Annotated in this window: 24 protein-coding genes and 2 pseudogenes; 13 read left to right on the top strand and 13 right to left on the bottom strand. The window is 55.0% G+C overall.

All coding sequences use genetic code 11. From position 1 onward, the window contains the following. Positions 1-26: 26 nt before the first annotated feature. The 4 genes and pseudogenes from radC to RTX96_RS05340 form a co-directional block, all read left to right on the top strand. Positions 27-410, top strand: a pseudogene (radC, locus tag RTX96_RS05355) (RadC family protein); the annotation flags it as partial. After that, positions 410-631 carry a DUF987 domain-containing protein gene (locus RTX96_RS05350; RefSeq protein WP_312670423.1) on the top strand — a complete coding sequence of 74 codons (222 nt, stop codon included), beginning with the start codon at positions 410-412 and terminating at the stop codon, positions 629-631. The pseudogene radC and the gene RTX96_RS05350, both read left to right, overlap by 1 nt. A gap of 31 nt (positions 632-662) precedes the next feature. After that, a complete protein-coding gene (locus RTX96_RS05345; protein WP_312670420.1) occupies positions 663-1,016 on the top strand; it encodes a type IV toxin-antitoxin system YeeU family antitoxin in 354 nt (117 codons plus the stop codon). A 43-nt stretch (positions 1,017-1,059) separates the two neighbouring features. Further along, the gene (locus RTX96_RS05340; protein ID WP_312670418.1) at positions 1,060-1,380 is read left to right on the top strand and encodes a TA system toxin CbtA family protein; all 321 of its coding nucleotides are present in this window, start codon (positions 1,060-1,062) and stop codon (positions 1,378-1,380) included. 136 nt (positions 1,381-1,516) lie between these two features. Here RTX96_RS05340 and RTX96_RS05335 read toward each other — a convergent pair whose 3' ends face one another. Both RTX96_RS05335 and RTX96_RS05330 read right to left on the bottom strand, forming a co-directional pair. Further along, on the bottom strand, positions 1,517-3,283 hold the full coding sequence (locus RTX96_RS05335) for an AIPR family protein (protein WP_312670416.1): 1,767 nt from the start codon (positions 3,281-3,283) through the stop codon (positions 1,517-1,519). A 56-nt stretch (positions 3,284-3,339) separates the two neighbouring features. Further along, positions 3,340-3,531, bottom strand: a complete 192-nt coding sequence (locus RTX96_RS05330) for a toxin-antitoxin system HicB family antitoxin (protein WP_312670415.1) — start codon at positions 3,529-3,531, stop codon at positions 3,340-3,342. Positions 3,532-3,655: 124 nt separating this feature from the next. Here RTX96_RS05330 and RTX96_RS05325 point away from each other — a divergent pair, with 124 nt between their 5' ends. Both RTX96_RS05325 and RTX96_RS05320 read left to right on the top strand, forming a co-directional pair. Beyond that, on the top strand, positions 3,656-4,000 hold the full coding sequence (locus RTX96_RS05325; protein WP_409418556.1) for a SymE family type I addiction module toxin: 345 nt from the start codon (positions 3,656-3,658) through the stop codon (positions 3,998-4,000). Positions 4,001-4,143: 143 nt separating this feature from the next. Continuing rightward, on the top strand, positions 4,144-5,181 hold the full coding sequence (locus RTX96_RS05320) for a RhuM family protein (protein ID WP_312670414.1): 1,038 nt from the start codon (positions 4,144-4,146) through the stop codon (positions 5,179-5,181). Between the two features lie 73 nt (positions 5,182-5,254). Here the strand turns inward: RTX96_RS05320 and bla are convergent, their stop codons facing one another. The 6 genes and pseudogenes from bla to RTX96_RS05290 all read right to left on the bottom strand — a co-directional run bounded on the left by bla (position 5,255) and on the right by RTX96_RS05290 (position 10,276). Next, positions 5,255-6,109, bottom strand: a complete 855-nt coding sequence (gene bla, locus RTX96_RS05315) for a class A beta-lactamase (RefSeq protein ID WP_312670412.1) — start codon at positions 6,107-6,109, stop codon at positions 5,255-5,257. Positions 6,110-6,149: 40 nt separating this feature from the next. Continuing rightward, a pseudogene (locus RTX96_RS05310) lies at positions 6,150-6,421 on the bottom strand (helix-turn-helix domain-containing protein); the annotation flags it as partial. Next, positions 6,412-7,401: an aldo/keto reductase gene (locus tag RTX96_RS05305; protein ID WP_312670410.1), complete on the bottom strand. Its 990-nt coding sequence runs from the start codon at positions 7,399-7,401 to the stop codon at positions 6,412-6,414. The pseudogene RTX96_RS05310 and the gene RTX96_RS05305, both read right to left, overlap by 10 nt. 25 nt (positions 7,402-7,426) lie before the next feature. After that, positions 7,427-8,278 carry an aldo/keto reductase gene (locus RTX96_RS05300; protein ID WP_103820527.1) on the bottom strand — a complete coding sequence of 284 codons (852 nt, stop codon included), beginning with the start codon at positions 8,276-8,278 and terminating at the stop codon, positions 7,427-7,429. A gap of 94 nt (positions 8,279-8,372) precedes the next feature. Beyond that, positions 8,373-9,053 carry a carboxymuconolactone decarboxylase family protein gene (locus RTX96_RS05295; RefSeq protein ID WP_103820528.1) on the bottom strand — a complete coding sequence of 227 codons (681 nt, stop codon included), beginning with the start codon at positions 9,051-9,053 and terminating at the stop codon, positions 8,373-8,375. Between the two features lie 5 nt (positions 9,054-9,058). After that, positions 9,059-10,276, bottom strand: a complete 1,218-nt coding sequence (locus RTX96_RS05290; RefSeq protein ID WP_312670407.1) for a multidrug effflux MFS transporter — start codon at positions 10,274-10,276, stop codon at positions 9,059-9,061. A gap of 530 nt (positions 10,277-10,806) precedes the next feature. Between RTX96_RS05290 and RTX96_RS05285 the strand changes: the two genes are divergently transcribed. The 6 genes from RTX96_RS05285 to RTX96_RS05260 all read left to right on the top strand — a co-directional run bounded on the left by RTX96_RS05285 (position 10,807) and on the right by RTX96_RS05260 (position 19,044). Further along, entirely contained in the window at positions 10,807-12,075 is a 1,269-nt protein-coding gene (locus tag RTX96_RS05285) for an MFS transporter (RefSeq protein WP_103820530.1), read from the top strand. Positions 12,076-12,197: 122 nt separating this feature from the next. Beyond that, entirely contained in the window at positions 12,198-12,983 is a 786-nt protein-coding gene (locus RTX96_RS05280; protein ID WP_312670406.1) for a hypothetical protein, read from the top strand. 170 nt (positions 12,984-13,153) lie between these two features. Then, positions 13,154-16,126 (top strand): formate dehydrogenase subunit alpha, encoded by a 2,973-nt coding sequence (gene fdhF, locus RTX96_RS05275; protein WP_103820532.1) that lies wholly within the window; start codon positions 13,154-13,156, stop codon positions 16,124-16,126. Beyond that, entirely contained in the window at positions 16,126-16,614 is a 489-nt protein-coding gene (locus RTX96_RS05270; protein ID WP_312670404.1) for a DUF1641 domain-containing protein, read from the top strand. The genes fdhF and RTX96_RS05270 overlap by 1 nt, the downstream gene beginning before the upstream one ends. Before the next feature lie 17 nt (positions 16,615-16,631). Beyond that, entirely contained in the window at positions 16,632-18,044 is a 1,413-nt protein-coding gene (locus RTX96_RS05265; RefSeq protein WP_103820534.1) for a cytochrome ubiquinol oxidase subunit I, read from the top strand. Continuing rightward, the gene (locus RTX96_RS05260) at positions 18,037-19,044 is read left to right on the top strand and encodes a cytochrome d ubiquinol oxidase subunit II (RefSeq protein ID WP_312670402.1); all 1,008 of its coding nucleotides are present in this window, start codon (positions 18,037-18,039) and stop codon (positions 19,042-19,044) included. Before RTX96_RS05265 ends, RTX96_RS05260 begins: the two co-directional genes overlap by 8 nt. Here RTX96_RS05260 and RTX96_RS05255 read toward each other — a convergent pair. The 5 genes from RTX96_RS05255 to RTX96_RS05235 form a co-directional block, all read right to left on the bottom strand. Then, a complete protein-coding gene (locus tag RTX96_RS05255; RefSeq protein ID WP_312670401.1) occupies positions 19,014-19,967 on the bottom strand; it encodes a GlxA family transcriptional regulator in 954 nt (317 codons plus the stop codon). The two genes, RTX96_RS05260 and RTX96_RS05255, sit on opposite strands and share 31 nt — an antisense overlap. A 4-nt stretch (positions 19,968-19,971) precedes the next feature. After that, on the bottom strand, positions 19,972-21,168 hold the full coding sequence (locus tag RTX96_RS05250; protein WP_312670400.1) for an MFS transporter: 1,197 nt from the start codon (positions 21,166-21,168) through the stop codon (positions 19,972-19,974). 35 nt (positions 21,169-21,203) lie between these two features. Continuing rightward, entirely contained in the window at positions 21,204-21,965 is a 762-nt protein-coding gene (locus RTX96_RS05245) for an SDR family NAD(P)-dependent oxidoreductase (protein ID WP_312670399.1), read from the bottom strand. 94 nt (positions 21,966-22,059) lie between these two features. Further along, entirely contained in the window at positions 22,060-22,983 is a 924-nt protein-coding gene (locus tag RTX96_RS05240; RefSeq protein ID WP_312670398.1) for a LysR family transcriptional regulator, read from the bottom strand. Next, positions 22,980-23,894 (bottom strand): AraC family transcriptional regulator, encoded by a 915-nt coding sequence (locus tag RTX96_RS05235; protein WP_312670397.1) that lies wholly within the window; start codon positions 23,892-23,894, stop codon positions 22,980-22,982. Before RTX96_RS05235 ends, RTX96_RS05240 begins: the two co-directional genes overlap by 4 nt. A 122-nt stretch (positions 23,895-24,016) precedes the next feature. Between RTX96_RS05235 and RTX96_RS05230 the strand changes: the two genes are divergently transcribed. Next, complete coding sequence (locus tag RTX96_RS05230; RefSeq protein ID WP_312670396.1) at positions 24,017-24,550, top strand: carboxymuconolactone decarboxylase family protein; 534 nt, start codon at positions 24,017-24,019, stop codon at positions 24,548-24,550. Positions 24,551-24,600: the final 50 nt, after the last annotated feature.

The following is a 24,600-nucleotide window of genomic DNA, read 5'->3' as shown; positions in this document are numbered from 1 at the left end:
GATGAGGTATCACCCTCAGGAATAACCAGCCCGGCGTGTCGTTTCTCTCGGCGGATGAAACCCGTGACTGGTTACGGCTGAAAATGGCCGGGCTGGCGCGGGAGGAGTTTATGGTTCTGTTTCTGAATAACCAGCACCAGCTGCTGGCCTGTGAAACCTTATTCACCGGCACTATCAACCATACTGAAGTCCATCCCCGCGAAATTGTGAAGGCAGCCCTGCGGCACAACGCGGCTGCGGTGATCCTAGCTCATAACCATCCATCCGGTATTACAGATGCCAGTAAAGCAGACAGAGCAATAACCTCCCGGATAGTGAACGCACTGAGCCTGGTGGATGTACGGGTACTGGATCATTTCATTATTGGTGATGGCGAAACATTGTCCTTTGCTGAACGGGGCTGGCTGTAATGAAAATTATCTCAAAAGCACAGGCTATGACGATATACCGCCAGTATCCACAATCCCGGTTGTTTCGCTTCTGTTCCGGGAAATACGCCTGGAGCGGCAGCATCTGCCACTACGCTGGTCGTGAGGTGCAGGACATCAGCGGCGTACTGGCAGTGTTTGCCGAACGCCGTCAGGACCACAATGGGCCGTATGTCGTATTACGAAGCGTCACACTGAATTAATCCCACATCACAACGTTTAAGGAGTCATTCAATGTCAGAAACCAGAACAACCACCGATATCTCCCTGCCCAAATGGGGCCTGAAGCGCAACGTCATCCCGCAGTTAGGTGCTCGTGTGGTGCAGGAAGGCCACAGGTTGCATTACCTAACCGACCGGGCGGATATTGCCGGAGCGTTCAGCGAGACAGAAGCCCGTCAGCTTGACCAGGCGTTTCCCGTACTGCTGAAGCAACTGGAGCTAATGCTGATTTCCGGCGAGCTTGATCCGTGTCATCAGCATTGTGTCACTCTCTACCACAACGAGCTTACCTGTGAAGCCGATACACTCGGTTCCTGTGGTTACGTCTATATAGCCATTTATCCCAGTCAGTCCCTCAAACAGTAAGATCTATCAATACCTTATTTCGTAATCTCATCGAGAAAAAATCATGCAAATCTTATCATCACACCTGTCGCGGGCGGCATCGTCACAACCGTCCCCTGTGGAAATCTGGCAGACATTGCTCACTAATCTACTGAGTCAACACTATGGGCTGGCACTTAACGATACGCCATTGAGTGATGAAACTGTCATTCAGAAGCATATCGACGCAGGTATAACACTGGCCGATACCGTTAATTTTCTGGTGGAGCGTTTTGAACTTTTCCGTATTGACCTGAAGGGTTTCACCAAGCAAGATCAAGAACCTTGGTTAACGTCTATGGATGTCCACCGGGCAAGATTTAAACTCAGCTTAAATCGTTCATAATTCAAACAGCCATCTACTAAGCAAGAGCATGTGGGGGTACTTATGGGGGTCACTCATTTATCAAACACAAAATATAGGCATTAAATCAATAAGTTAAACACCTAATGCGACTCCTGTGATCTCCGCCAAAAATGCTTTATTTGATTTTTGCCTTTGGCTGTTTCTTAAAGGCCTCTTCTAATTTTTTATGCACCTCTGCGGTAAATTTATTTGTTTTAAAATCATCTTCACTTTCAATGGGAATGTTATCGATTAGAGTTTGGCATTTTTCGAAAATCTTTATATATCTTTTATCGGGGGAGTTTAAGCTTTCAATAATTTTTTTAGCATAAAGCTCAGATTTATTTGAGTTAGCAGGTGGGAAGTCTACTTTATTATGCACAAAATGTTTATAAAGTTGAATAATATGCCATCTTAGCTTTATATAATTTTGCGCATTTATTCTTCTGCCATTAATAAGAGTCTGATATTTATATAACGCTAACGCAGAGCAATAATAATATGATTCATGATCATCTTCTTTAAAAATATTATTACCGCTCTGGGAAAATATTGTTTTAACATACCTTGCGGAGTTATGCGCCTGATTAAGAAACATTGCAGCATAAGATCTTGCAATTTCACGCACATCCAATATCTTAGTTGATTGATAGCCTAAACCTTTAAACTCACCTTGTCTTCTTTCAAAATATATTTTATTATCATTTTGTTGGCTCGAGTTATGTGCATTAAAATATTTTTGAACAAGTTTAGCTTTAGATTTCAACCCATAAAAGGATTCCATTGAAATATCTGTTTGGCTATTAGTAGCAGAAATTATATCATTTGAAACATCATTATCAGGAGACTCAATAAGTTTAATAACAACGTTAATAGACTCATCTAGCATATGTTGATTAGCATGAAGAGTGCTACTAGTTTGGCAACCATTAATAATCTGATAATTTGTTAAAGTCACTTCCTTTGTATTAGGTGTCAAAGTTAGTTCGGGAGCAACGATAGTTATCCCATTATTTAAAACAGAAAAATATTGTCTTTTTTCCTGCGATGATATCGTCGCGGCAATTCCTTTATTAACGTCATTATCACCGCCTAAATAAGAACGAACATTCTCTTCAAAAACACTTTGATTTAATTCTTTATTATCATTGTCAATATTTAGCAAAGATTCAACATAATTCTTAGCATTAACAACTCCAATATAAGATTGAGGTATACCCGGGATAGCTTCCAGGCCGAAGAAGTCAATTAATTTTAATTTAGCAGAGTTTTTCTGAGATATGTTTTCGTATAGTTTTAATAGCTCAGCACGACCTAAAGGAGTAATGTTTATTTCATGAAAAAAATCAAGCCCCTCTATAGTCCGCTTAACAATTTCAAAGCTCCCTTTTATCTCTCGCTCAGCCTTATAAGTACCAGAAGTACAAAAGAAAACATGACAATTTGGACGTCTATTTCTCACTTTTCTTAAGTTATTCAATATAGTTTTGAATATTTTAATAGCTTCTAAATTGAAAGCACCATTTGGCAGTTTTGGGTCAAGACTTAAAAAATCCTCAAGTCCCATTTTAAAATTTGATATTTCTTCTTTTCTAAATTTCTCTCCAGATTTAGATTGTGAGAATATAATGTCAACTGGCAAATTACTCTTATGTGTTTTAAAAAGGACTTCAGCATCGTCGACCGTTGTTATTAATTCACCATCTATAATAAAAGCAATTCCATCTATTGAAGCATCATCATCCTCAGAAGTTATATCTTTCGGATCAAATCTACCAAAAAAAAATTTTGACAAAATGCAATAATTACAGAGAAACTCGAATAATTTACTTTCAGTGTATACTTCATCATAGCTAAATATATCTTTCATTTCTGATATGTTATTTTGCAGAATAATATGCATGAATTTAATACCTTCTTTTTTTTAAATTTAAAAATTTTAGCAACGAATGCTTCGCATCATCCTCGTGGCAAAACGCCTTTTTTACGCAAAGCTTCTCTCGCTAGCTCCTTCAACCAGCTAGCGAGGCTGACTCCTTCCTCTGCCGCTATAGCATCAAGCTGTTCCTTCAATGCCGGATCAATGCGCATTTTGAACTGTGGGGACTGACCGCCACCTTTTGGTTTTTTTTCGCGCGATATCGTTGACATGAGGCCACCTATCCATTTACCCTAGCCACATAGGAGGCCACCTAAATAGCTTCCTGTATTAGCAACGCCTCGCTGTGCGGCAACACAGACGAAGCGTTTAACCGTACCAACTATCAAGGAGTTGATCATGGCTAAGCTCAATTCTAAGTCAAAATCCAAAGTAACTGAAGCACCTCAAAAGCCTGCCCGCTGCGAGTTTTATGATCGCGCCCGGAAAAACTACATCCCATTGCAGGGGGAGTGGATCTCTCAGGCTGGATTTATACCCAACATGCCTATCAGAATTAGAGTGATGACTGACTGTATCGTCATTACTGCTCAAAACACTCGCGAGCTATGGGGCTGTGCTGAGGGACTGAGCGTTGTTGATTACAATGAAGCAAAAGTACAGTACTGGCTTCAGTCTTTTCCCGGTGCGCTTAACGATACTGGTGACTTGCCAACAATCAAACGAGAGATGATTGAGTGATTTGCGACTCCCGGCCTGCTGGCTGGGAGCGAAACGTTACTTAATGCAATGAGCGATAAGTGCTATTGCAGCAAGGTTCATCCGAAATCTCTGGCATACTACGCAGATTGATACGTACTCAAACCAGTTAACGTGGAGGTGTTATGGCGGATGAAAATTTAACGCAATCACCAGCAGGCGAATTTATTATGTTTGCCAGCAGTGACGGAAGAGTACGTGTTGAATGCCGCTTTGAGGCGGAAACTATCTGGTTATCTCAGGCATCAATAGCGGAGCTGTACAACAAAGATGTTCGAACCATTAACGAGCATTTAATCAACATATTCTCTGAAGGTGAACTTGTTCAAAATTCAACTATCCGGAAGTTCCGGATAGTTCGGCAGGAAGGAAAGCGTCAGGTTTCCAGAGAGATAGAACACTATAATCTCGAAGCAATACTTGCCGTTGGCTACCGCGTCCGCTCTATCAGAGGCACTCAGTTCCGCCAGTGGGCAACCCAAACGCTCCAGGAATATCTGATCAAAGGTTTTGTGATGGACGATGAGCGGTTGAAAAATCCGCCCGTTGGTTCATCCGTTGTACCTGACTACTTTGATGAGATGCTGGAGCGCATCCGTGATATTCGCGCCAGCGAACGGCGGGTGTATCTGCGGGTGCGGGAGATCTTTGCGTTAGCCGCCGACTATCAGCCTTCCCTGAAGGAAACCACACAGTTTTTCCAAACCATCCAGAACAAGCTGCATTTCGCCTGCACCGGTCACACTGCCGCTGAACTCATCCACAAACGCGCTGATGCCAATAAACCGCATATGGGCTTAACCAATTACAAAGGCGATGAGGTACGTAAGTGTGATGTGACGGTAGCTAAAAACTACCTTAACCAGGATGAGGTTAGTGAACTTAACCGCGTAGTTAACATGTGGCTGGATTTTGCCGAAGATCAGGCCCGTCGCCGTAAGCAGATCTTTCTTCATGACTGGCAGGACAAACTGGATCAGTTCCTGCAATTTAACGACCGAGATGTCTTACAAGGTACAGGTAAAATCAGCAAGAGAATGGCCGATGAAAAAGCGCAGACAGAATATAGTCAATTTGCTGAGCAACAACGGCGCTTAAAAGAAGCTGAAGGTGAGAAGGATATCGCTGCGTTGCTTCAGTGGGAAAAAGAACCCAAAAGTTAGCCTTAAACGATAACCAAGTCTTTAAAATATATTATGCCGCTGTGTTATTGAAAGCACAGCGGTTACTTCAGGTTCACCTAAACACCCGCTCCCCAATCCTCTTAATCACCCCGTCGCTCACCTTCATTTCGGCATCGGTCTGAGTAATATAGATCGCCATATAGACTGGCTTTTCCCCCGCGGGATACACAGCGGCAATAATTGCCCTTGAGCCGTAGCCGCCTGCGCCAGTCTTATCCGCGATGGTCCAGCCCTTGGGCAGAGCAGCACGAAGCAGGTTGTCGGCCACCTTGTCCTCCCGCATCCAGCTCTCCAGCGTCGTCCGATGCGACGGGGTTAACCGCGGCGTCGCCAGCAGCGTATGTAGCCCGGATGCCATACGTTCCGGCATAGAAGTGTCGCGCTCATCTCCTGGCGTGGCCTCGTTAAGCGTCGGCTCGGTGCGATCCAGCCGGGTGACGGTATCGCTACTCTCACGCATAAAGCGCGTTATTGCTTCAGGGCCACCAAGGTAAGCCAGAATACTGTTGCCCGCCGTATTATCGCTATAGCTTACCGCCGCCGAACAGAGGGTTTGCAGCGTAATGGTCGCCGGAGCAACGTAGTTTTTGGTGATCGGAGAGTAGCTCAGCAGCTCGTCAGGCTTAATGGTGACTGTCTCATTCAGCGAGCCAGCAGTCTTATGCAGACGATCAAGCAGCGCGGCGCAGGCGAGGACTTTAAAGGTACTGGTTAAGGGGAAACGTTCATTCTGACGGTAGCCAAAAATCGGCTGGCCCTCGGCGTTGACGATGGACATGCCGATCTTACCCGGCAGGCGCGTCTCCTCCTGTTTCAGGAAGGCCTGTAGCCCTTCGGTATTGATTGCCCGTGCTGGCTGGCACAACGCGAAAAGAAGAAACAGTACCCCGCCGATAGTGCGCTTCACATCAGAATTCCTTACCGTCACTCGTCATGCCATGACATTATCATCTACGTCTCACGTTACGGTAGCGCGATGGCGGGATCTCATAGCACTTTGAAAAGACCGGGGTAAACAACTGATGATAGTCGAAACCGTATTTGCAGAAGATAGCAATAATGTTCTCTGCGGTCTCGACTAAATCCTTTGCCGCCTGGCTAAGTTTTTTCTCGCGAATATACTGCGCCAGACTAATGTGCATCACCTTGGAAAAATCCGCTGAAGATGCCATTTGGAGTAGCCTACCCGGGCGGCGACCTCTTCAATTCTCAGCGGCCTACTCGGGCCTGATGCGCAGCGGAATAACGCTCCCCTACTATTTTAACCGTCTCAAGCACCTGATTAATTTTCTGCAAATCGTTCTGAGAAAGAACAATCTCTGCTGCCCCCAGGTTCTCCTCCAGACGGTGCAGTTTGGTGGTGCCGGGAATCGGCGCAATCCACGGCTTTTGTGCCAGCAGCCAGGCCAGAGCGATCTGCGCTGGCGTTACGCCCTTCTCCGCAGCCAGAGCGGTCAGCAGATCGACCAGCTTTTCATTGGCCGCCAGCGCCTCGGCAGCGAAACGCGGCACGGTGCGACGGAAGTCATCCTCGCCAAAGGTCGTATTCGCCTTAATCGCACCCGTTAAGAAGCCTTTGCCCAGCGGGCTGAACGGCACAAAGCCAATACCTAACTCTTCCAGCAGCGGCAAAATCTCCTGCTCTGGTTCGCGCCACCACAGGGAGTATTCGCTTTGCAACGCAGCAACCGGCTGCACCGCATGGGCACGGCGAATAGTCTGCGCGCCTGCTTCGGAAAGGCCGAAGTGCTTAACCTTGCCCTCTGCAATCAGGTCTTTTACCGTTCCGGCAACGTCTTCAATTGGCACTTCAGGATCGACACGGTGCTGGTAGAGCAGATCGATAACGTCGGTTTTCAGCCTGCGCAGCGAACCCTCTACCGCTTCACGGATATGCTCCGGACGGCTGTTTAAAATCTGCTGCTTATTGTCATCACCAAAGGTAAAGCCAAACTTGGTGGCAATAACGACCCGATCGCGATACGGCCTTAAAGCCTCCCCGACTACCTCTTCGTTCAGATAGGGGCCGTAGACTTCGGCGGTATCGAAAAAGGTTACGCCACGCTCAACGGCAGCGCGGATGAGTTCTATCGCCTGGCGGGTATCGGTTGCCGGGCCGTAGCCGTGGCTCAACCCCATACAGCCCAGGCCCAGAGACGACACTTCAAGCCCGGATTGGCCAAGATAACGTTTTTGCATTACGTCGTACCTCATCAATGTATTGTTAAACATCCAGCTTGCGGCCAGTTAGCCATTCAATTCTCGCGGGATCACGATGGGAGAAAAAGGCGCTGGTCCCCGTATCCAGAGCAGTAATTTGCAACATCTCTTCGAGGCTGAGTTCGAAGTCGAAGATGTTAATATTCTCCTCCATGCGCTCTTTTCGTACCGACTTAGCCAGCGAAACGATACCGCGCTGGTAGATCCAACGAAGCACAACCTGGCCCACGCTTTTACCGTGCTTTTTCCCGATACCCGTTAAGAGCGGATGCTCAAAGAGGCCGTTGCGCCCTTCTGCAAATGGGGCCCATGCTTCTGGTTGAATGCCGTGCGTTTTCATCCACGGCACGGCGTGCAGCTGCTGGTTGAACGGGTTGACTTCGACCTGGTTCACAGCCGGAACGACTTTATTGAAGGCGATCAGATCGGCAAGCCGATCAGGATGGAAGTTACTGACCCCAATAGCGCGAATTTTTCCTGCCCGCTGCAACTCCTCCATCGCCCGCCAGGCTCCGTGAACATCGCCGTAGGGTTGATGGATGAGATAGAGATCGACATGATTCAGCTGCAGGCGGTTTAGCGAGCGCTCGAACTGGGCTTTCGCTCCTTCATAGCTGGCATCCTGCAGCCACAGTTTGGTGGTGACAAAGAGTTCATCCCGCGCGATACCACTCTGTTTTAGCGCGTTGCCCACCTGCTCCTCATTCAGATAGGAGGCTGCGGTATCAATCAGCCGGTAGCCCGTTTCGATGGCGTCAATCACAGCACGCTCGCACTCGGCGGCGTCCGTCATTTGATAGACACCAAAGCCCAGCAGGGGCATTTCAATACCGTTATTCAGGTTTACTGTTTGCATGACGATCTCCTTCAGCATTATGTATGGAGAGCATAACGCAGAGCGATTTATCTGATTAGAGCCGATATTTGCTTGAGCTAATTAGCTCAGCTCATCAATTCTGGGCCTGCGCCAGCGCTTTTTCCGCGCGCGCAGCTGCATCGGCATCGCCGTTGTCGCGTAGCCCCTGGGCGAGCTGGCGCAGCTGTCCGGCACTGAGCCCCACCCGCAGGCTGGCTTTGAGGTGGGCGAGCAGCTGAGACTCCACGCCCGGCATAGCGGCTAATGCGCCGACGGTAGCCAGTTCGCGGCTCTGCCAGTCGAGACTGTCGCGGGCAAAGATATCGCCGAAGAGGTGGGTTTGCAGGAACTGATTGATAACGGGAGCAAAATCAAACAGTGGGCCCTGCACCGGTGCACCGGAGATAGTGGTCTGGTTGGCTGTCCCTACGCGCCGAAGCTCATCGCCTACGGGAACGGGGGCGGCAGGCTCTTTACCCTGCGCGTCGTTGATGCCACGCGCTTTGCGTGCCTCTACTACCTTCATTAACTCTCCCAGCGCATTGAGACTGCGGGGAAAGCCGGTATAGGCATAGAGCTGAACGAGGATCTCTTTGGTTTCGTTTACCGTCAGACCGGCATCCAGCCCCTGGTTAAGGGCGGCGTTGAGCTTCTCCATATTGCCAACGGCCATAGATGTCGCAATCAAGGGAATCGCCTGCTGACGTGTGGTGAGCGTATCGGCCGTAGTATTTTTTTGCTGCATTTCTGATACTCCTGAAGTTGTAGGGGGCATTTCTGTCAGCTACGCCGGGTTTGGAGTGCCATCGCCGCACTCGCCACGGTAAACAGCGCCATCACCCAACCCATTGTCCACGGTGTGCCGTCGCTTAGTAGTGCCAGCAGCAGGGAGGAGATGATACCGCTGCCGTACTGGAGCGATCCCATCAGCGCCGAGGCAGAGCCTGCAAGGTTCGGCACGGCGTCCAGTGCGGCGGCAGTAGAGGTGGCTGCAATAATGCCATTCATCGAAAAGAGCACGAACACCGAGGCGGCTATCAGCAGCGCGCCGCCGACGTTGAGCTTTGTACCAGCCGCCAATACGAGTGCGGCAGCGGCGGCGATCAGCACGGCAACCTTCAGCAGGCTCTCCAGCGAATGGCGCTGCACGAGTCGGCGGTTTAGCATGCTCATGCCCATCACCCCGACGATATTGATCGCGAACAGCCAGCCGTAGTGCTGCGGATCGATACCGAAGTAGGTGATATAGACAAAGGGGGAACCAGTAATGAAGGCGTAGACCGCCACATAGTAAAACGCCAGGCAGAGAGTGAAGCGCATAAAGATCGCGTTAGTCAGTAAGGCCCAGTAATTGCGAAAGGCGCTGGCAAGCGAGGCCTGAACTCGCTTCTCTTCCGGCAGGGTTTCCGGGAGCCAGCACAGCGAGATGAACATTAGCGCGCCAATTACCGCCAGCAGCCAGAAGATGACATGCCAGGAGGCGAACTTAATCATCTGCCCGCCCAGCAGCGGCCCGGCGATAGGGGCAACAGCCATGACGATCATCAGCGTCGAGAGCATCTGTGCCGCTCGCGTGCGGCTAAAGAGATCGCGGATCATGGCGCGTGCCAGCATCGGCCCGGTACAGGCCCCCAGTGCCTGGAATACGCGCCAGAAGACGATGTGCAGGATATCGGTTGAAAGCGCACAGCCAATCGAGCCGATGATAAACAGTCCCATGCCGATAAACAGCGGAATGCGACGGCCCAGGTGGTCGCTAATCGGCCCCCAGATCAGCTGCGCAATGCAAAAGCCGATCAGGAAGCCGGTGATGGTCAGCTCCACGTCGCCGTGCAGATCCTGCGCCATCGCTGGCATGGCGGGCAGGTAGATATCCGTCGACAGAGAGGTAAAGGCCATCAGCGCGCTGAGAATGGCAACAAAAAGCAGACCTGCCTTCTGAGCGGGTGTAGAGTGCGGCGTAAATGTTTTGCGCGATTGCGCCTGAAGGTCGGTCATAGCGATCCGTCTGAACGTAAAATAATCAGACTATGTTAACGGATCCGATCCATTTAAAAATGGCGCAAAATAGCATGAGCTTATGAATGGTGTTCATGAATATTGGCTATCCATCACTACGTTAGGCACAGTGCGATATGTAGGCCCGGTAAGCGTAGCGCCACCGGGCGTTACTATATTGACGCAACAATGCCGGGCGGCACTGCGTTTGCCCAGCCTACGGTGAGCACGGTGCGGTTTGCAGACGACAAAGCATCTATTTCTACCCCTAAAGTGTGATTTAGATCACACACCAAAACTCCTCCGGTACGACTTGCCATCTAAATTGCTTTAGATCACAAAAAATAGTGAAACAACGGTTCATCATGCTTGCGAAGTGTGAGCTATATAACAAATACAAGCCCAGGGCCGGGCAGCAATAACGCGCCGACGCTCAATGTAGCGCCGCGTTTCCTCTCTATCTCTATTCCATTCTTTGCCTGCTGCATTGCAGCGGTCAGCCAGTCTATTGCATTAAAAAAGAGGTATGTATGCGCAAAACAGGTCATATGCGCTGGTTTATGGTTTCGCTGGTGACGCTCGGTACCGTTCTCTGCTATTTAACCAGAAACACCATCTCGGCGGCAGCGCCAACGCTACAGAGCGATCTGCACATCACTACGCAGCAGTACTCCTGGATTATTGCTACCTTCTCTGCCTGCTACACCATCGCTCAGCCGATCGCCGGGTATATCCTCGATTCGCTCGGCACCAAAATGGGCTATACCATCTTCGGTCTGCTGTGGGGCGTGTTCTGCATCGGCGCGTCATTCTCTACCAGCTGGACGGGACTGGCGTTCTTTCGCGGCCTCGGTGGCTTTGCCGAAAGCGCGATGATCCCCGCCGGGCTGAAGGCGGTGACCGAGTGGTTCCCGGATCGTGAGCGCTCCGTGGCGGTGGGATATTTCAACGTCGGCTCCTCTATCGGCGCGGTGATTGCGCCCCCGCTGGTGGCCTGGGCGATCTTTATGCGCGACTGGCGACTGGCCTTTATCATCGTCGGCGTCTCCAGCGTGCTGTGGGCTGCGGGTTGGTACTTCACCTATAACCGTCCGGCAAAGGCCAAATCCCTCTCTAAAGAGGAGTACCTCTACATCACCGGTGGTCAGCCGGAGAAAGAGCATGTAGAAAAGGTGCGCATTGGTCATCTGCTGAAGCAGCGTAAGTTCTGGGGCATCGCGCTACCGCGCTTTTTGGCCGAACCTGCATGGGGTACCTTCAATGCCTGGATCCCGCTGTTTATGGTGCATACCTACGGTTTTAGCCTGAAAGATATCGCCATGTTTGCCTGGATCCCCATGCTGTTTGCCGACGTAGGCTGCATCGTAGGCGGCTATCTGCCAGGGATGTTCCAGAAACTGTTCGGCGTTAACATCATCGTTTCCCGTAAGCTGGTGGTCACTATGGGTGCGGCGCTGATGATCCTGCCCGGCATGGTGGGGCTGTTCGGCAGCCCGATGGTGGCGATTGGCCTGCTGTGCGTCGGCGGATTTGCCCACCAGTCGCTCTCCGGGGCACTAATCACTCTCTCCTCCGATATGTTTGACTCTGGCGAGGTAGCGACCGCTAACGGCTTTACCGGCATGGCGGCCTGGACGGCAAGCACCCTGTTTGCGCTGGTAGTGGGCGCGCTGGCCGATACCGTCGGCTTTAGCCCGCTGTTTGCCGTACTCTCCGGCTTCGACGTGGTCGGTGCAATCCTGCTATGGATGCTGCTCAAAACCCCTGCACAAACCCTGGTCCCGCAAGAGACGTTCTGACTAAAAATGCGCCACCGGCAGATGCTGTTGGCGCGCCTTAAAAACCATTTAATTAGTGTAGAATTCCATTCGTTGCTATAAATATCACTTGTTCGTTAACTACATCGACAAAGGATGACAAGATGGCCCGAGTGGACGTTGCTATTGCTGATGAGAAACAGTGGCAGGGTATCGATTCAGATGTGTTGCATATCATACTGGAAGGGACATATCGCTCATTTGTAGACATGATGGGTTATGAGCTTGATAAAGATATTGTCGTTACGAACGATTTAAACAGTCAGACACCGATGATCTTCTTTCCGCTGAATACGCGGGAGGAGCGGGAAAGCTATCATATTACTCTAAAAGTTGAAGATACTCGCAACTGGGGAGAGATTGTTTATCAGCTATCCCATGAAATATGCCACGCCTACTGTAACTTCTATAAAGCGAAGGCCACCAAACATAAATGGTTCGAAGAGGCTATTTGTGAAGCTGGCGCGTTCAGCAATCTAAATAATATTTACCAGACCTGGAGTGATTTACCCTTTGCAGCGCATCCGGCGTTAGAGACATTCCGCCAGGAAATACGCCGCTACCTTGAAAAACTGCTTGAAGGGGTGCCACAGGGCATTACCACCGGTGATATTCTGGAATTTATCAACGTTAACTTGCCGATATTTGAAATAAAGAGCATTACCAAAATCTGGGACCGCGATAGTCACATCAAATTGCGGGCGATATCCTGCTATTTATGCGAACAACTGTTTTATGCCGATAGTCGCTACTGGCGATCGGTGCTGCATTTTAACGAGTGGGATGCCACTACCGATAAAAACTTTGTCAGCTTTATTAACAGCTGGGCGAAGCACGGCGGCGATGATGTACGCCCCGTCGCCGCCTCGCTAGGGATCCTGCTGATATAGATCGGTTAACGCCTGCCGTACATACCTGGCAACATCCCTGCCTGGCGCCCTCCCTCAACCGTGGCTACCTTTAAACAACTATAACGAAAGCGCATTCCTGCGGGAAAAGACGCTTTCACTCTGCTGCGGTGCGGTTTGCCGACGGCGATTGGCAAGGTTGAGGAAGCAAAATGAGCGAACCCCTGTGTACCCTGTTTTACGACGGGAGGCCGGTTACTGGCCCGGCCAACGTCCCGTTAATCGATTTTCTTACCGCGGGCGGCCTGAAACTGCCCCATGTTTGCTATCACCCATCGCTTGAACCGATGCAAACCTGCGACGTTTGCTGGGTGGAATACAATGGCGAACTGGTGCGCGGCTGCACGCTTAAAAGCGCGGAAGGCATGGAGATTGCCAGCCGTACGCCGCTTGCCGAGGCGGCACAGCATGAAGGGATGGACCGCCTGCTGGCAAAGCATGAGCTCTACTGCACCGTGTGCGAGCACAACACCGGCGACTGCACCCTGCACAATACGATGGCGGATATGCATATCCCCATTCAGCGCTATGAATACCAGCGCAAGCCCTACGTGAAAGACCACTCCAACCCGTTCTACACCTATGACCCCGATCAGTGCATTCTCTGCGGCCGCTGCGTAGAGGCGTGCCAGAACGTGGAGGTGAATGAAACGCTAAGCATCGACTACACGATGGCGCATCCGCGCGTGCTGTGGGACGGCGGCGAAACCATTGCCGGCTCAAGCTGCGTCAGCTGCGGCCACTGCGTCACCGTCTGCCCCTGTAACGCGCTGCTTGAAAAAACCATGCAGCCGGACGCCGGGCCGTTCACCAGTATGAAACAGTCGCTCAAGCGGCCCATGATCGATCTAGTGAAGGCGGTAGAAAATAGCACCGGCGCGGAAATCGTCACCGGTATCTCAGTGATGGATATGCACTGGCGCCAGCCGGAGATCAAGCGCACCAAAACCGTCTGCACCTATTGCGGTGTGGGTTGCAGCTTTGAGATCTGGACGCGCGACCGCCACGTGCTGAAAGTGCAGCCGATGGCCGACGCACCTGCCAACGGCATCTCTACCTGCGTAAAAGGTAAATTCGCCTGGGATTTTATTAACGATAAAGAGCGCCTCACCACGCCGCTTATTCGTGAAAATGACCGCTTTCGCAAAGCGAGCTGGGATGAAGCACTGGAGCTGGTGGCGCGCCGTCTGCTGCAAATTCGCAACCAGCACGGCCCGCAGAGCATCGGCTTTATCGGCTCCAGCAAAGGCAGCAACGAAGAAGCTTATCTGACGCAGAAAATTGCCCGTCTGATTATCGGCACCAACAGCGTGGACAACTCCTCCCGCTACTGCCAGAACCCCGCCACGATGGGTCTATTCCGCACCGTCGGCTACGGCGGCGATGCGGGCACGATAGAGGATCTGCAGAAGGCGGATCTGGTGGTCATCGTCGGCAGCAATACCGCTGAAAACCATCCGGTTATCGCAGCAAAGATCAAAGCGGCGAAAAAGCATCACGGGCAGAAGCTGCTGGTCGTCGACCCGCGCCGTCACGAGATGGCCGAGCGCGCTGACCTCCACCTGCGCGCCCGTCCCGGCACTGACATGGTATGGGCCTCGGCGATGGCCCGCTATATGTTCGATAACGGCTACGCCGACGAGGCGTTTCTGGCCGAACGGGTCAACCAGGTGGAGGAGTATCGCCAGTCGCTGGCACCCTTCACGCTGGAGTTCGCGGCAGAAACGACGGGGCTTTCCGTTGAGGAGCTCACCGCCGCCGCCGAGCTTATCGGCAAAGCAAGCGCCGTCTGCATCGTCTGGGCGATGGGCATTACCCAGCACAGCCACGGCGCCGATGCCAGCACCGCGCTCTCTAACCTGCTGCTGGTGACCGGCAACTATGGTCGTCCCGGCACCGGCGGCTACCCGATGCGCGGCCACAACAACGTGCAGGGCGCGAGCGACTTCGGCTGCCTGAAAGATTACTACCCCGGCTACGAGTCGGTGAGCGATGAAAGCGTGCGTGAAAAGTGGGCGCGTGCCTGGGGCGTCGAGCCGGAGCGGCTGTCGCTGGAGGCGGGCTCGGATAACTTCGAGATGGTTGAGCACGCACGCACGAAACAAATTCGCGCCATGTATGTGATTGGCGAGGAGACCGCCTTTGCCGACGCCGACACCACTAACGTTCACGAAGGCTTTACCAACCTCGATTTTCTGGTGGTGCAGGATCTCTTCTTCAGCCGCACGGCGCAGTTCGCCGACGTGGTGCTGCCGGGCTGCCCAAGTGTGGAAAAAGAGGGCACCTACGTCAACACCGAGCGGCGCATTCAGCGCTTTTACGAGGCGCTCGCACCCCTTGGCGACAGCCGTCCGGACTGGCGCATTCTTACCGAGCTTGCCGCCCGCATGGGGCATGACTGGGGCTATACGCACCCGTCGCAGATTATGGCCGAAGCGGCGCGCATCGCACCCTTGTTCGCAGGCGTCAGCTACGAGCGGCTCGAAGGCTTTAGCTCCCAGGTCTGGCCCGTCACGGCGGAGGGCAAAAGCACGCCGCTGCTCTATACCGATAAGTTTAAAACGCCCGATGGGCGCGCCATTCTTTACCCGCTTGAGTGGCAGCCGCCGCAGGAAGCACCCGATGAGCAGTACGACCTGACGCTCAACAACGGCCGCATGCTGGAGCATTTCCAGGCGACCAACCAGAGCGGGCGCGGCGGGCGCACAATGTCGCTGTCGCCGGACTGGTTTGTGGAAATTAGCCCTGAGCTTGCCGCCGAGCGCGGCCTCGGAGAGGGCGACTGGGTGAAGCTCACCTCACGGCGCGGCTCGCTGGAGGTGCCCGTGGTCGTCACCGACCGCGTGGCAGGCGGCACGCTGTTTATCTCAATTCACCAGGGTAAACCAGGCATTAACCTGCTGACCGGCGAACATCACGACCCGGACGTCAACACGCCAGCCTATAAAGAGATCGCTATTCGGCTGGAGAAGCTTTCACGCGAGCCGCACCCCTCTCCCCTGCCGCGGCATAACTTCCGCTACGGCAACCGCACGCCGATACCGCACGTGCAGGTTGAGGAGAAGTGGCAGCGCGACGACTATCGCCTCCCGCCCGAGCAGGCCCCACACCCGGAGAAATTTTAATGGCTAAAGCGATTGAGTATCAGGTGGATCCGCCCACCATCGGTCCCACCGCCGAGGAAGAGCTTCAGCGTCTTTTGCAGACGCTGCATGAGCATGGCGTGCTGCGCCTCGCCAACGACCTGGTGGCCAGTAATAACGACTGGCTCAAGGTGATTGTTGACGGCCTGAGCCGCAAAGGCTCGCTGAACGTCATTCAGAATATCTCCGTGCTGCTGATGGCGCTCTCCACCATCCCGCCGGAGCAGACCTACAAGCTCGCCTTCGGCCTGCGTGATTTTGTGGCCGAACTGAGCCGCGAGGAAGAGCAGCCGCAACGCGCGAACGGCAGCGCGCCGGGGGCACGCGGCGCCTGGAAAATGCTGCATGACGACGAGCTATGGCACTCTCTCACGCCGCTGCTAAACGGCCTGAAGGCTTTCTCCCGCCGCATGGAGGAAGAGGTGGATAAACCGATTTCGTCATTCAGCGGTAAACCGAGCGACGCCTGAGGCTCAACGGAGGAAGCATGATAAGCCAGGAGACGGCTTTGTGGCTGGCGCGCAGCCAGTTCGCTTTTACCATCGGCTTTCACATTGTGCTGGCGGCCTTCACCATCGGCCTCGCCCAGTGGCTGATGCTGCTGGAGGGGCTGTGGCTGTGGCGTAAGCAGCAGGTTTATCTCGATCTCTATAAATACTGGAGCAAGGTATTCGCGCTGAACGTCGCGGTGGGCGTGGTGACCGGGGTGCTGATGGAGTTTCAGTTTGGCACCAACTGGGGCGCACTCGCTAACCGTGCCGGCGCGGTCATGGGGCCGATGATGTACATGGAGGTGCTGGTCGCCTTTTTCCTTGAAGCCGGGTTTATGGGGGTGGTGCTCTTCGGCATGGGCAAGGTGCGCCCCTGGGTGCACTTTTTCGCGACCTGCGTGGTGGCCGCCGGGTCGATTTTCAGCGCCTTCTGGATCCTCTCCGCAAACTCCTGGATGCAGACCCCTGCGGGTTTTATTACCGGTGCGGATGGCCGTTTTCAGCCCGTCGACTGGTGGGCGGTGATCTTTAACCCCTCTTTCCCCTGGCGTCTTGCCCATATGACGCTGGCGGCGATGCTCGCCACCGCCTGCCTTGTTGCCGCCGCAGGGGCATGGCACCTGCTAAAACGGCCGGATAATCGCGGCGCGCGGCTGATGTTCTCCTGGGGTCTGTGGCTACTGCTGTTTGTTACCCCGATCCAGGTCGTGGTAGGCGATCTGCATGGTGAAAACACCCGCGATCACCAGCCGGTGAAGCTGGCGGCGATGGAGGGCAGCTGGAACCCGCCGCCGCCCGGAGAGGGCGAGCCGCTGCGGCTTTTCGCCATTCCGGATATGCAGGCGCAGCGCAATCACTTTGAACTGGCTATACCGAATATTGGCTCGCTCTACCTGCGCCACAACCTCACCGGCACCATTCACAGCCTGAACCAGTATCCCCGTGATGAACTTCCCTGGGTGCCCGGCGTGTTCTTCGCGTTTCGTGCGATGGTGGGATTGGGGCTGCTGATGCTCTTTTTCGGCGCAGCCGGGCTGGTCACGCGCCTGCGCGGCAGGCTGTGGACCTCCCGCTGGCTGCAGCGCGGCATGGTATGGATGGCGCCGGCAGGCTTTTTTGCCATGCTCGCCGGGTGGTTTGTAACCGAGACCGGACGCCAGCCCTGGACCGTTTACGGCGTGCTGCGCACCGCGCACAGCGCTTCTCCTGTCGCCCCCTCGCTGGTGCTGACCTCGTTTTTTGCCCTTTTGGTGGCGTATCTGCTTATCTTCGCCACCGGGCTATGGTTCTTACTGCGCCTGCTTGGCCGGGCACCGTCGCATAATGAAAGAGAGCCGAATGCGGAAGTGGCGGAGCAGACCGGACGCGGTATAACGCCGCAGAGCATAAGGGGGCGCTACGATGCTTGAGCTTGCCCTTTCTCTGCCGCTGCTAACGCTTTTGAGTGCTATCGCCCTGGCCTTCGGCGTGCTGGTTTATGTGGTGCTGGACGGCACTGATCTCGGCGTCGGCCTGCTCGCGCCGTTTCAACCGCCGCAGGCGCGCCAGCAGATGAACATCTCTCTTCTGCCGGTGTGGGATGGCAACGAAACCTGGCTGGTACTGACCGCAGGGGCGATGCTGGCGCTTTTTCCGGTCGCTTTCAGCATCCTTTATAGCGCGCTCTATCTGCCGGTTTATATCATGCTGCTGGCGCTAATTGTGCGCGGCATGGCGATAGAGTTTCGCCACCAGCACCCGGCGCTGTTCGACGCGCTGTTTATCGGCGGCTCCTGGGTTGCCTCGCTAAGCCAGGGGGCGACGATGGGCGCATGGATTGAGGGAATCGCGCATAATGGCGAACAGTTCACCGGCGGCCCTCTGGCGTGGCTTTCGCCGTTCTCGCTCTACTGTGCCGTTTCGCTAACGGTAGGGTATGCGCTGCTCGGTGCCTGCTGGCTGGTATGGCGCTGCGAAGGGAAGCTGGCCGCCTGGGGTAGGCGTCAGGCGATGCGGCTTGCGCTGTTTACCGCCGCGCTGCTGGCAGGGCTTGTTCTCTGGACTACACAGCTACATGAAAATTATCGCCTGCATTTGCTGGCATGGCGCTACAGCGGGCCGCTCGCGCTAGTTGCGCTGCTGGCGCTAACCGGGCTTATCGCCGCGCTGCGCCGCAAACGTGCGTTTTTGCCGCTGGTCATGGCGCTTATGCTCTTTTGCGCCGCGTTTGGTGCCATGCTGCTGGCAGTTTTTCCGTTCATTCTGCCGCCCGGCCTGCTGCTAACCCAGGCCGCCGCACCGCCTGCGACGCAAAAGCTGATGCTTATCGCCTTCGGCATATTTGTACCGATTACGCTTATCTACAACAGCTGGGGTTTCTGGATCTTCCGCGGCAAAATTCACGCCGCCCGGGATGCAGATCGCCCCTGACGCAGCGCCTGCGGCGGCACGCCGAAACCGCGGACGAACACTTCGCGCATGTGGCGGCGGTCGCGAAAGCCAGATTCGCGGGCGATGGCGTCGAGGGTTAAACGGCTCTGCTCAATCATGAGTCGCGCGGCCTCAAGGCGTAGCCCTTCAATGGCCTTAGCTGGAGATTTGCCGGTCTCGGCGCGAAACAGACGGGTCAACTGCCGGGCGCTGAGGTGCACGGCGTCCGCTAAGTCATCTACCGTCAGCGGCTTGCGCAGGTTTTTACGCGCGTACTCCAGCGCGCTTTGCAGTCTGTCAGAACGGGGTGCCAGCGCCAGCATCTCCGAGTGCTGGGTCTGGCCGCCGGAGCGGCGCTGGTTCATTACCAGCCGGTGCGCAACGCTGCGAGCCACGTCCGCCCCCAAATCTTTCTCTACCATCCCCAGCGCCATATCCAATCCGGCGGTGAGACCCGCCGAGGTCCAGATCGCCTCATCAATAATAAAGATGCGGTCATCATCAAGCTGGACGGCCGGATGCAGCCGCTTCATGCTGGGGGCGTGCGCCCAGTGGGTAGTGGCGCGTCGGTTCTCCAGCAATCCCGCCTGGGCCAGCACAAACGCACCGGTACAGATCCCTGCCACCCGTCGTGCCTGCCGGGCTGACGTTTGCAGAAATGCGATAAGCCCCGGCGTGGCAGGCTGCTCGGTGGGCATCAGCACCCCCGCCAACAGCCAGGTATCCATCTGCAGATCGGCAGATAACGACGCGCTTTCGATGCCAATCGCCGACGATGAGCGCACCATACCTCCGTGCTCTGAATAGACCGCCGTCTGGTAAAACGCCTCGCCCGCCACGATGTTGGCAAACTCAAAAACGGTAAGCGTTGAGAGGGCTAGCATCTGAAAATTGTCGGCAATAATTAAACCAATCCTGTGCATTATGTCACCTTACCGAAAATGAGGAGTCAAACGGCTGCATACGAAAACGCTCAGAGAGCCAGAGACTTACCAACGCCAGCAGCAGAAAGAGTACTGCGCTGATCATTACGCCATAAAAGCCATAAATCGGATAGATCCACGCGGCGACGGCGGAGCCAAAACCAATTCCACAGAACATAAATGCGCTGGTCAGGGCCAGTGAGATGCCTCGGGTTTGTGGATCGGCAATTTCCACTATCCTGCGCTGCTGCGTGGGCCACAGCAGATCGGTAGCAAATGCCCAAAATACCAGCGCAATATAGAGTAGCGCGAGCTTGCCCGGCAGCAGGGTAATGACCACCATATCGGCCACCAGCAGCGCTATGCCAGCGGTCAGCAGGCGCTCGGCGCTGTAGAGCCTGGCGGCCCGCGAGACAAACAGATTTCCGAGAATACCTGCCACGCCAATCACCGCCAGCGCAACCGACACGCTGTCGCTGTCGCCATGCCAGGTATCGCGCACAATCGGCGAAATAAAGGCGTACATGTCGTAGACGCCGGAGGTAATAAAAAACACCACCAGAAAGGCCGTCAGCGATGTCCGCTCCATCAGCACCTGCCCGACCTGGCGCAGGCGAATATCTGCCCCGGCAACGCTGTTTGGTACGCTCAACATAATATTGATGACCGACAGCACGCTTATCGCCCCAACGAGGGTAAACAGCATCCGCGCCCCCAGCAGGTTTGCGGCCCATGCCGCCAGCGGAATACCGACCATGCTGGCCATCGATACACCCAGCAGGATCATGGCGATAGCGCTGCCCCGCTCCTTTTCTTTAACCAGCTCCGAGCCGAGCGCCACCAGTACAGGTCCGATCAACGATGCGCCGAGACCCATCACGATCCGCGAGAGCAGCAGCACGCTGTAGTCAGGGGCCAGGGCAAACAGAAACGCCCCCAGCCCGAAAACGCTCATCCCGGCAACGACCTGCTGGCGACGCCTGACGTGGCCGAAAAAGACCTGTGCCAGCGGCGCCCCCACGGCAAAGGTGAGACCGAAAACGGCCAGCAGGCGAGCACTCTGAGCATCGGTCAGCCCCCAGGCATGGGAAATAGGCCCGAGGCTCCCCGCAACGGAGAGCGCCCCGGTCGCCTGCACAAAGTAGGCCAGGCTCAGCGCCCACAGCGCCCGGCGCTGGGGTGCAGTAATGTCAGTTTTCATCGCCTCGATCTCTCAAAGCCGGAGCCAGCCAGCGGTTACGCTACGGGAATAGGATGCTCAACCATCGCCTTGTTGAACTGGTTCACTACCGTATGCTCATCCGCCCCCGGATTGGCGCGGGCAGGCAGCACGCGGTCAACGATAGCTTCGATATTATCGGTACCCAGTTTCTCGAACGTTTCGCTGATAAATGCATCCAGCGGCATGGCCCGGTCGTCACCGCTGCGGTAGATCAGGTCGGTATCGACCCACGGGGGAGAGATCTCAATGACCTTCACGCGGGTGTCGCGCAGCAGGAAGCGCTGGGAGAGCGTGTAGGAGTGGATTGCTGCCTTGGTGGCGGAGTAGAGCGCGTTACTTGCCAGCGGAATAAAGGCGAGGATCGAACTGTTGTTGATCAGCACCGCATCCGGCTGTTTTTTCAGATGCTCGATAAACGCCGAGGTAACACGTACCGGCCCCAGCAGGTTGGTATCAAGCAGCGAAACGGCCATCGCGTCATCCTGCACGCCAGCGGCGTTATCAAAAGGCATGATACCGGCGTTGTTGATGACTACGTTCAAGGCCGGATAGCGTGACAGTACGCTCTCGGCTGCCGCCTGAACGCTTGCCGCATCGGTGACGTCCAGCACGACTGAATCCATTCCCGGGTTCGCGGCGGTGACGCTATCCAGCAGCGCTTTGCGGCGGCCGGAGATGATCACCTGGTTGCCCAGCTTATGGAACTGCTCGGCCATCGCCCGGCCAATACCAGAGGTGCCGCCAGTAATAAAAATAGTATTGTGGGTCAGTTTCATGATGTTCACCTTGTGTTGTGTTATCGGGTTGGTGAAATCATCTTATGCGCTTTCGTGATGTCTTAAATGACGTAGAGGGTAGTGATTCAGGACATCATAAGGTAATACCAGGCTCCGGCAGCAGGTCGGCGATCGCCGTTAAGTGTTCCCGCAGGGCGCTATGCAGCTGACGAATAGCCGGAGAGAACTGCTTGCGGTGCGGGCAGATGAGGTTGAGCGGCGCGGCTTCTCCCGGGTGCTCGGGCAGCAGGATCTCCAGCCGTCCGGCCTGCACGTCGGCGCTGATGTCGATCCACGACTTATAGACGATACCCATGCCCTCTACGGCCCAGCGCCGCGCCACGTCGGCGTCATCACAGAGCAGGCGGCTCTTGACCGTCAGCTGGCGACGGGTGCCGTTCTCAGGAAAGCTCCACTTGTCGTAGACATGACTGTTCATGGTAAACAGCAGGCAGTGGTGCTGCGTCACCTCGTCAAGGCTGGCGGGCCGCCCGTGTTTTTCAAGATAGGCCGGAGAGGCGGCCAGCACGCGGCGGTTATGCTTTGCCAGCGGCAGCGCCACGTAGCTGCTGTTATCCAGCACGCCGTAGCGAATGGCAACGTCTATCGGATCGCGAAAGACGTCGCTAACCTGATCGGAGAGCGAGAGCCGCAGGGTGATTTTCGGATGCTGTTCGCAGAAGCGGGTAATCAGCGGCAGCAGAACGTTGCGTCCGATATCCGACGGCATCGCCACCTTCAGCTCGCCCTGTAGCTCATTATCGCTGTGCAGGCTCTCCTCGCCAGCCTGCACCACGGCCAGCAGCTCCTGGGCGAACGGCAGATACTTCTCCCCCTCCGCCGTCAGCCGCAGGCTGCGGGTCGAGCGCGCGAAGAGGCGCTTATCGAGATCGCGCTCCAGCCGGTGAACGGCAGCGCTCACCTGACCTGGGAGCAGATCGGCCTCCCGCGCGGCGTTAGAGAAGCTTCCCAGCGCCGCGGCGCGCACAAATAGCGTCACATCTTCAAGGCGAATCATGCTCTTGTTCTCTTTCGATACTGGCCCGGAGTCATACCATACAGGCGCTTAAAGGCCTGTGTAAACGAGGCCAGCGACAGAAACCCGCAGCGTCCGGCGACCGCATCCACGGTTGCCTGCTTCTCCTCCATCAGCATGCGCGAGGCAAGAGTCAGGCGCAGCTGAGAGAGCCAGGCCTGGGGCGTCTGGTGATAGCTGCGGGCAAAGTGGCGGGCAAAAGTGGCGCGGGATAAGAAGCAGCGCTCGGCCATGATCTCCATCGTCCACGGGTGGGCCGGATCGGCCAATACCGCCAGTAGCGCTGGGGCCAGCCGTTTATCGCTCATCAGGCGCAGCAGTCCGGCAGGAGGTTCATGCAGGGAGAGCAAAATCCGCATCAGCAGCGCCAGCAGCGTTGCGGCCAGGCTTTTGACAATCGTTGCCCCGCCCGGCTGTGGGTTCAGGCTCTCCCGCACCAGCATCGTCAGCAGAAGCTCCAGCTCCGGGCAATCTTCTCGATCGTGGGTTTGCAGATGGATCAGCGCCGCGTTATCGGCAAAGAGCCAGCTATAGCCTGGCCCAAAACGGAATTCGCCGCACAGCACCTCGACCGCAGGTCCCGGCCCGCTGGTCTCTACCTCGATTAGCGTCCCGTTATGACGTTTCGCCACCGGCGCGACCTGCCCCCACTCCACCAGCCCCTGAAGCAGATGCGGCGAGCCGTGGGGCAGCAGCAGGATATCCCCGGCGCGCACGTCCAGGGTTCTGCCCGCCATCACCAGCCGGGCTTCCCCGCGCAGAATGACATGCCAGGGCACGCAGCCCGCGGCGAGCTGGGCATGCTCGGCCTCCCAGCGCCCGGCAAAGCGGCAGTGCAGATTAACGGCGCACGCCGGGGCCAGCATAGCAAGCAGTTGGCTAAGGCTATCCATAACTTCTCCTGAGACGACAGGACAAAAAATCGAGACGATGAGCGGCAACGGCCCTGCCGCGGACTCCCTATTATGAGTCCATCGCCGATACGGCGGAACCCATAAACTGACAGGAGAAGATCATGAGCCGTTTAACTACCATCCAGCCCGATAATGCCACTGGCCAGACTGCTGAGCTCTTTAGCGCCATTAAACGTGCAATGGGTAAAGTGCCCAACGCCTACCAGGCCATTGGCAACGCACCGGACGTGCTTGCCCAGGCGCTACAGCATAATGCCACGCTGGCGAAAAGTAGCCTGAGTAAACGCGAGCTGGAGGCGATTAATCTTGCCGTCAGCGAAGCCTCTGGCTGTGACTACTGCCTGGCAGCCCATACCCTGACGGGCAAGATAGCGGGCTACAGCGTTGAACAGACCGAACAGCTGCGTCGCGCCGACTACCCGGAAGATGCGCACATCGATGGCCTGGTGAAATTTGTGAAAGCACTGGTTACGACGCGTGGCACGCTGCCGGAGGAGACCGTTACCCGCTTCCGCGACGCTGGCTTTAGCGATCGTCAGGTAGTGGAGACCATCAGTGCCGTCAGCGCCATCCTGTTCACCAATATGATTAACCGGGTAAACGACACCGTCGTGGATTTCCCAAAGGTGAATTAAATGAAACGCCGGGCGGCACTGCGTTTGCCCGGCCTAACCGGACCGTAGGG

It is taken from the genome of Pseudescherichia sp. (assembly GCF_032052675.1).
In the GTDB taxonomy this organism is placed as follows: Bacteria; Pseudomonadota; Gammaproteobacteria; order Enterobacterales; family Enterobacteriaceae; genus Pseudescherichia.
The sequence above is the reverse complement of the archived record's forward strand: the minus strand, read 5'-3'. Positions and strand labels throughout refer to the sequence as shown.

Coding starts and splice junctions, on each gene's coding strand:
- RTX96_RS05350 (WP_312670423.1), top strand. CDS start 410: ATGAAAATTATCTCAAAAGCACAGGCTATGACGATATACCGCCAGTAT.
- RTX96_RS05345 (WP_312670420.1), top strand. CDS start 663: ATGTCAGAAACCAGAACAACCACCGATATCTCCCTGCCCAAATGGGGC.
- RTX96_RS05340 (WP_312670418.1), top strand. CDS start 1,060: ATGCAAATCTTATCATCACACCTGTCGCGGGCGGCATCGTCACAACCG.
- RTX96_RS05335 (WP_312670416.1), bottom strand. CDS start 3,283: ATGCATATTATTCTGCAAAATAACATATCAGAAATGAAAGATATATTT.
- RTX96_RS05330 (WP_312670415.1), bottom strand. CDS start 3,531: ATGTCAACGATATCGCGCGAAAAAAAACCAAAAGGTGGCGGTCAGTCC.
- RTX96_RS05320 (WP_312670414.1), top strand. CDS start 4,144: ATGGCGGATGAAAATTTAACGCAATCACCAGCAGGCGAATTTATTATG.
- RTX96_RS05305 (WP_312670410.1), bottom strand. CDS start 7,401: ATGCAAAAACGTTATCTTGGCCAATCCGGGCTTGAAGTGTCGTCTCTG.
- RTX96_RS05300 (WP_103820527.1), bottom strand. CDS start 8,278: ATGCAAACAGTAAACCTGAATAACGGTATTGAAATGCCCCTGCTGGGC.
- RTX96_RS05295 (WP_103820528.1), bottom strand. CDS start 9,053: ATGCCCCCTACAACTTCAGGAGTATCAGAAATGCAGCAAAAAAATACT.
- RTX96_RS05290 (WP_312670407.1), bottom strand. CDS start 10,276: ATGACCGACCTTCAGGCGCAATCGCGCAAAACATTTACGCCGCACTCT.
- RTX96_RS05285 (WP_103820530.1), top strand. CDS start 10,807: ATGCGCAAAACAGGTCATATGCGCTGGTTTATGGTTTCGCTGGTGACG.
- RTX96_RS05280 (WP_312670406.1), top strand. CDS start 12,198: ATGGCCCGAGTGGACGTTGCTATTGCTGATGAGAAACAGTGGCAGGGT.
- fdhF (WP_103820532.1), top strand. CDS start 13,154: ATGAGCGAACCCCTGTGTACCCTGTTTTACGACGGGAGGCCGGTTACT.
- RTX96_RS05270 (WP_312670404.1), top strand. CDS start 16,126: ATGGCTAAAGCGATTGAGTATCAGGTGGATCCGCCCACCATCGGTCCC.
- RTX96_RS05265 (WP_103820534.1), top strand. CDS start 16,632: ATGATAAGCCAGGAGACGGCTTTGTGGCTGGCGCGCAGCCAGTTCGCT.
- RTX96_RS05260 (WP_312670402.1), top strand. CDS start 18,037: ATGCTTGAGCTTGCCCTTTCTCTGCCGCTGCTAACGCTTTTGAGTGCT.
- RTX96_RS05255 (WP_312670401.1), bottom strand. CDS start 19,967: ATGCACAGGATTGGTTTAATTATTGCCGACAATTTTCAGATGCTAGCC.
- RTX96_RS05250 (WP_312670400.1), bottom strand. CDS start 21,168: ATGAAAACTGACATTACTGCACCCCAGCGCCGGGCGCTGTGGGCGCTG.
- RTX96_RS05245 (WP_312670399.1), bottom strand. CDS start 21,965: ATGAAACTGACCCACAATACTATTTTTATTACTGGCGGCACCTCTGGT.
- RTX96_RS05240 (WP_312670398.1), bottom strand. CDS start 22,983: ATGATTCGCCTTGAAGATGTGACGCTATTTGTGCGCGCCGCGGCGCTG.
- RTX96_RS05235 (WP_312670397.1), bottom strand. CDS start 23,894: ATGGATAGCCTTAGCCAACTGCTTGCTATGCTGGCCCCGGCGTGCGCC.
- RTX96_RS05230 (WP_312670396.1), top strand. CDS start 24,017: ATGAGCCGTTTAACTACCATCCAGCCCGATAATGCCACTGGCCAGACT.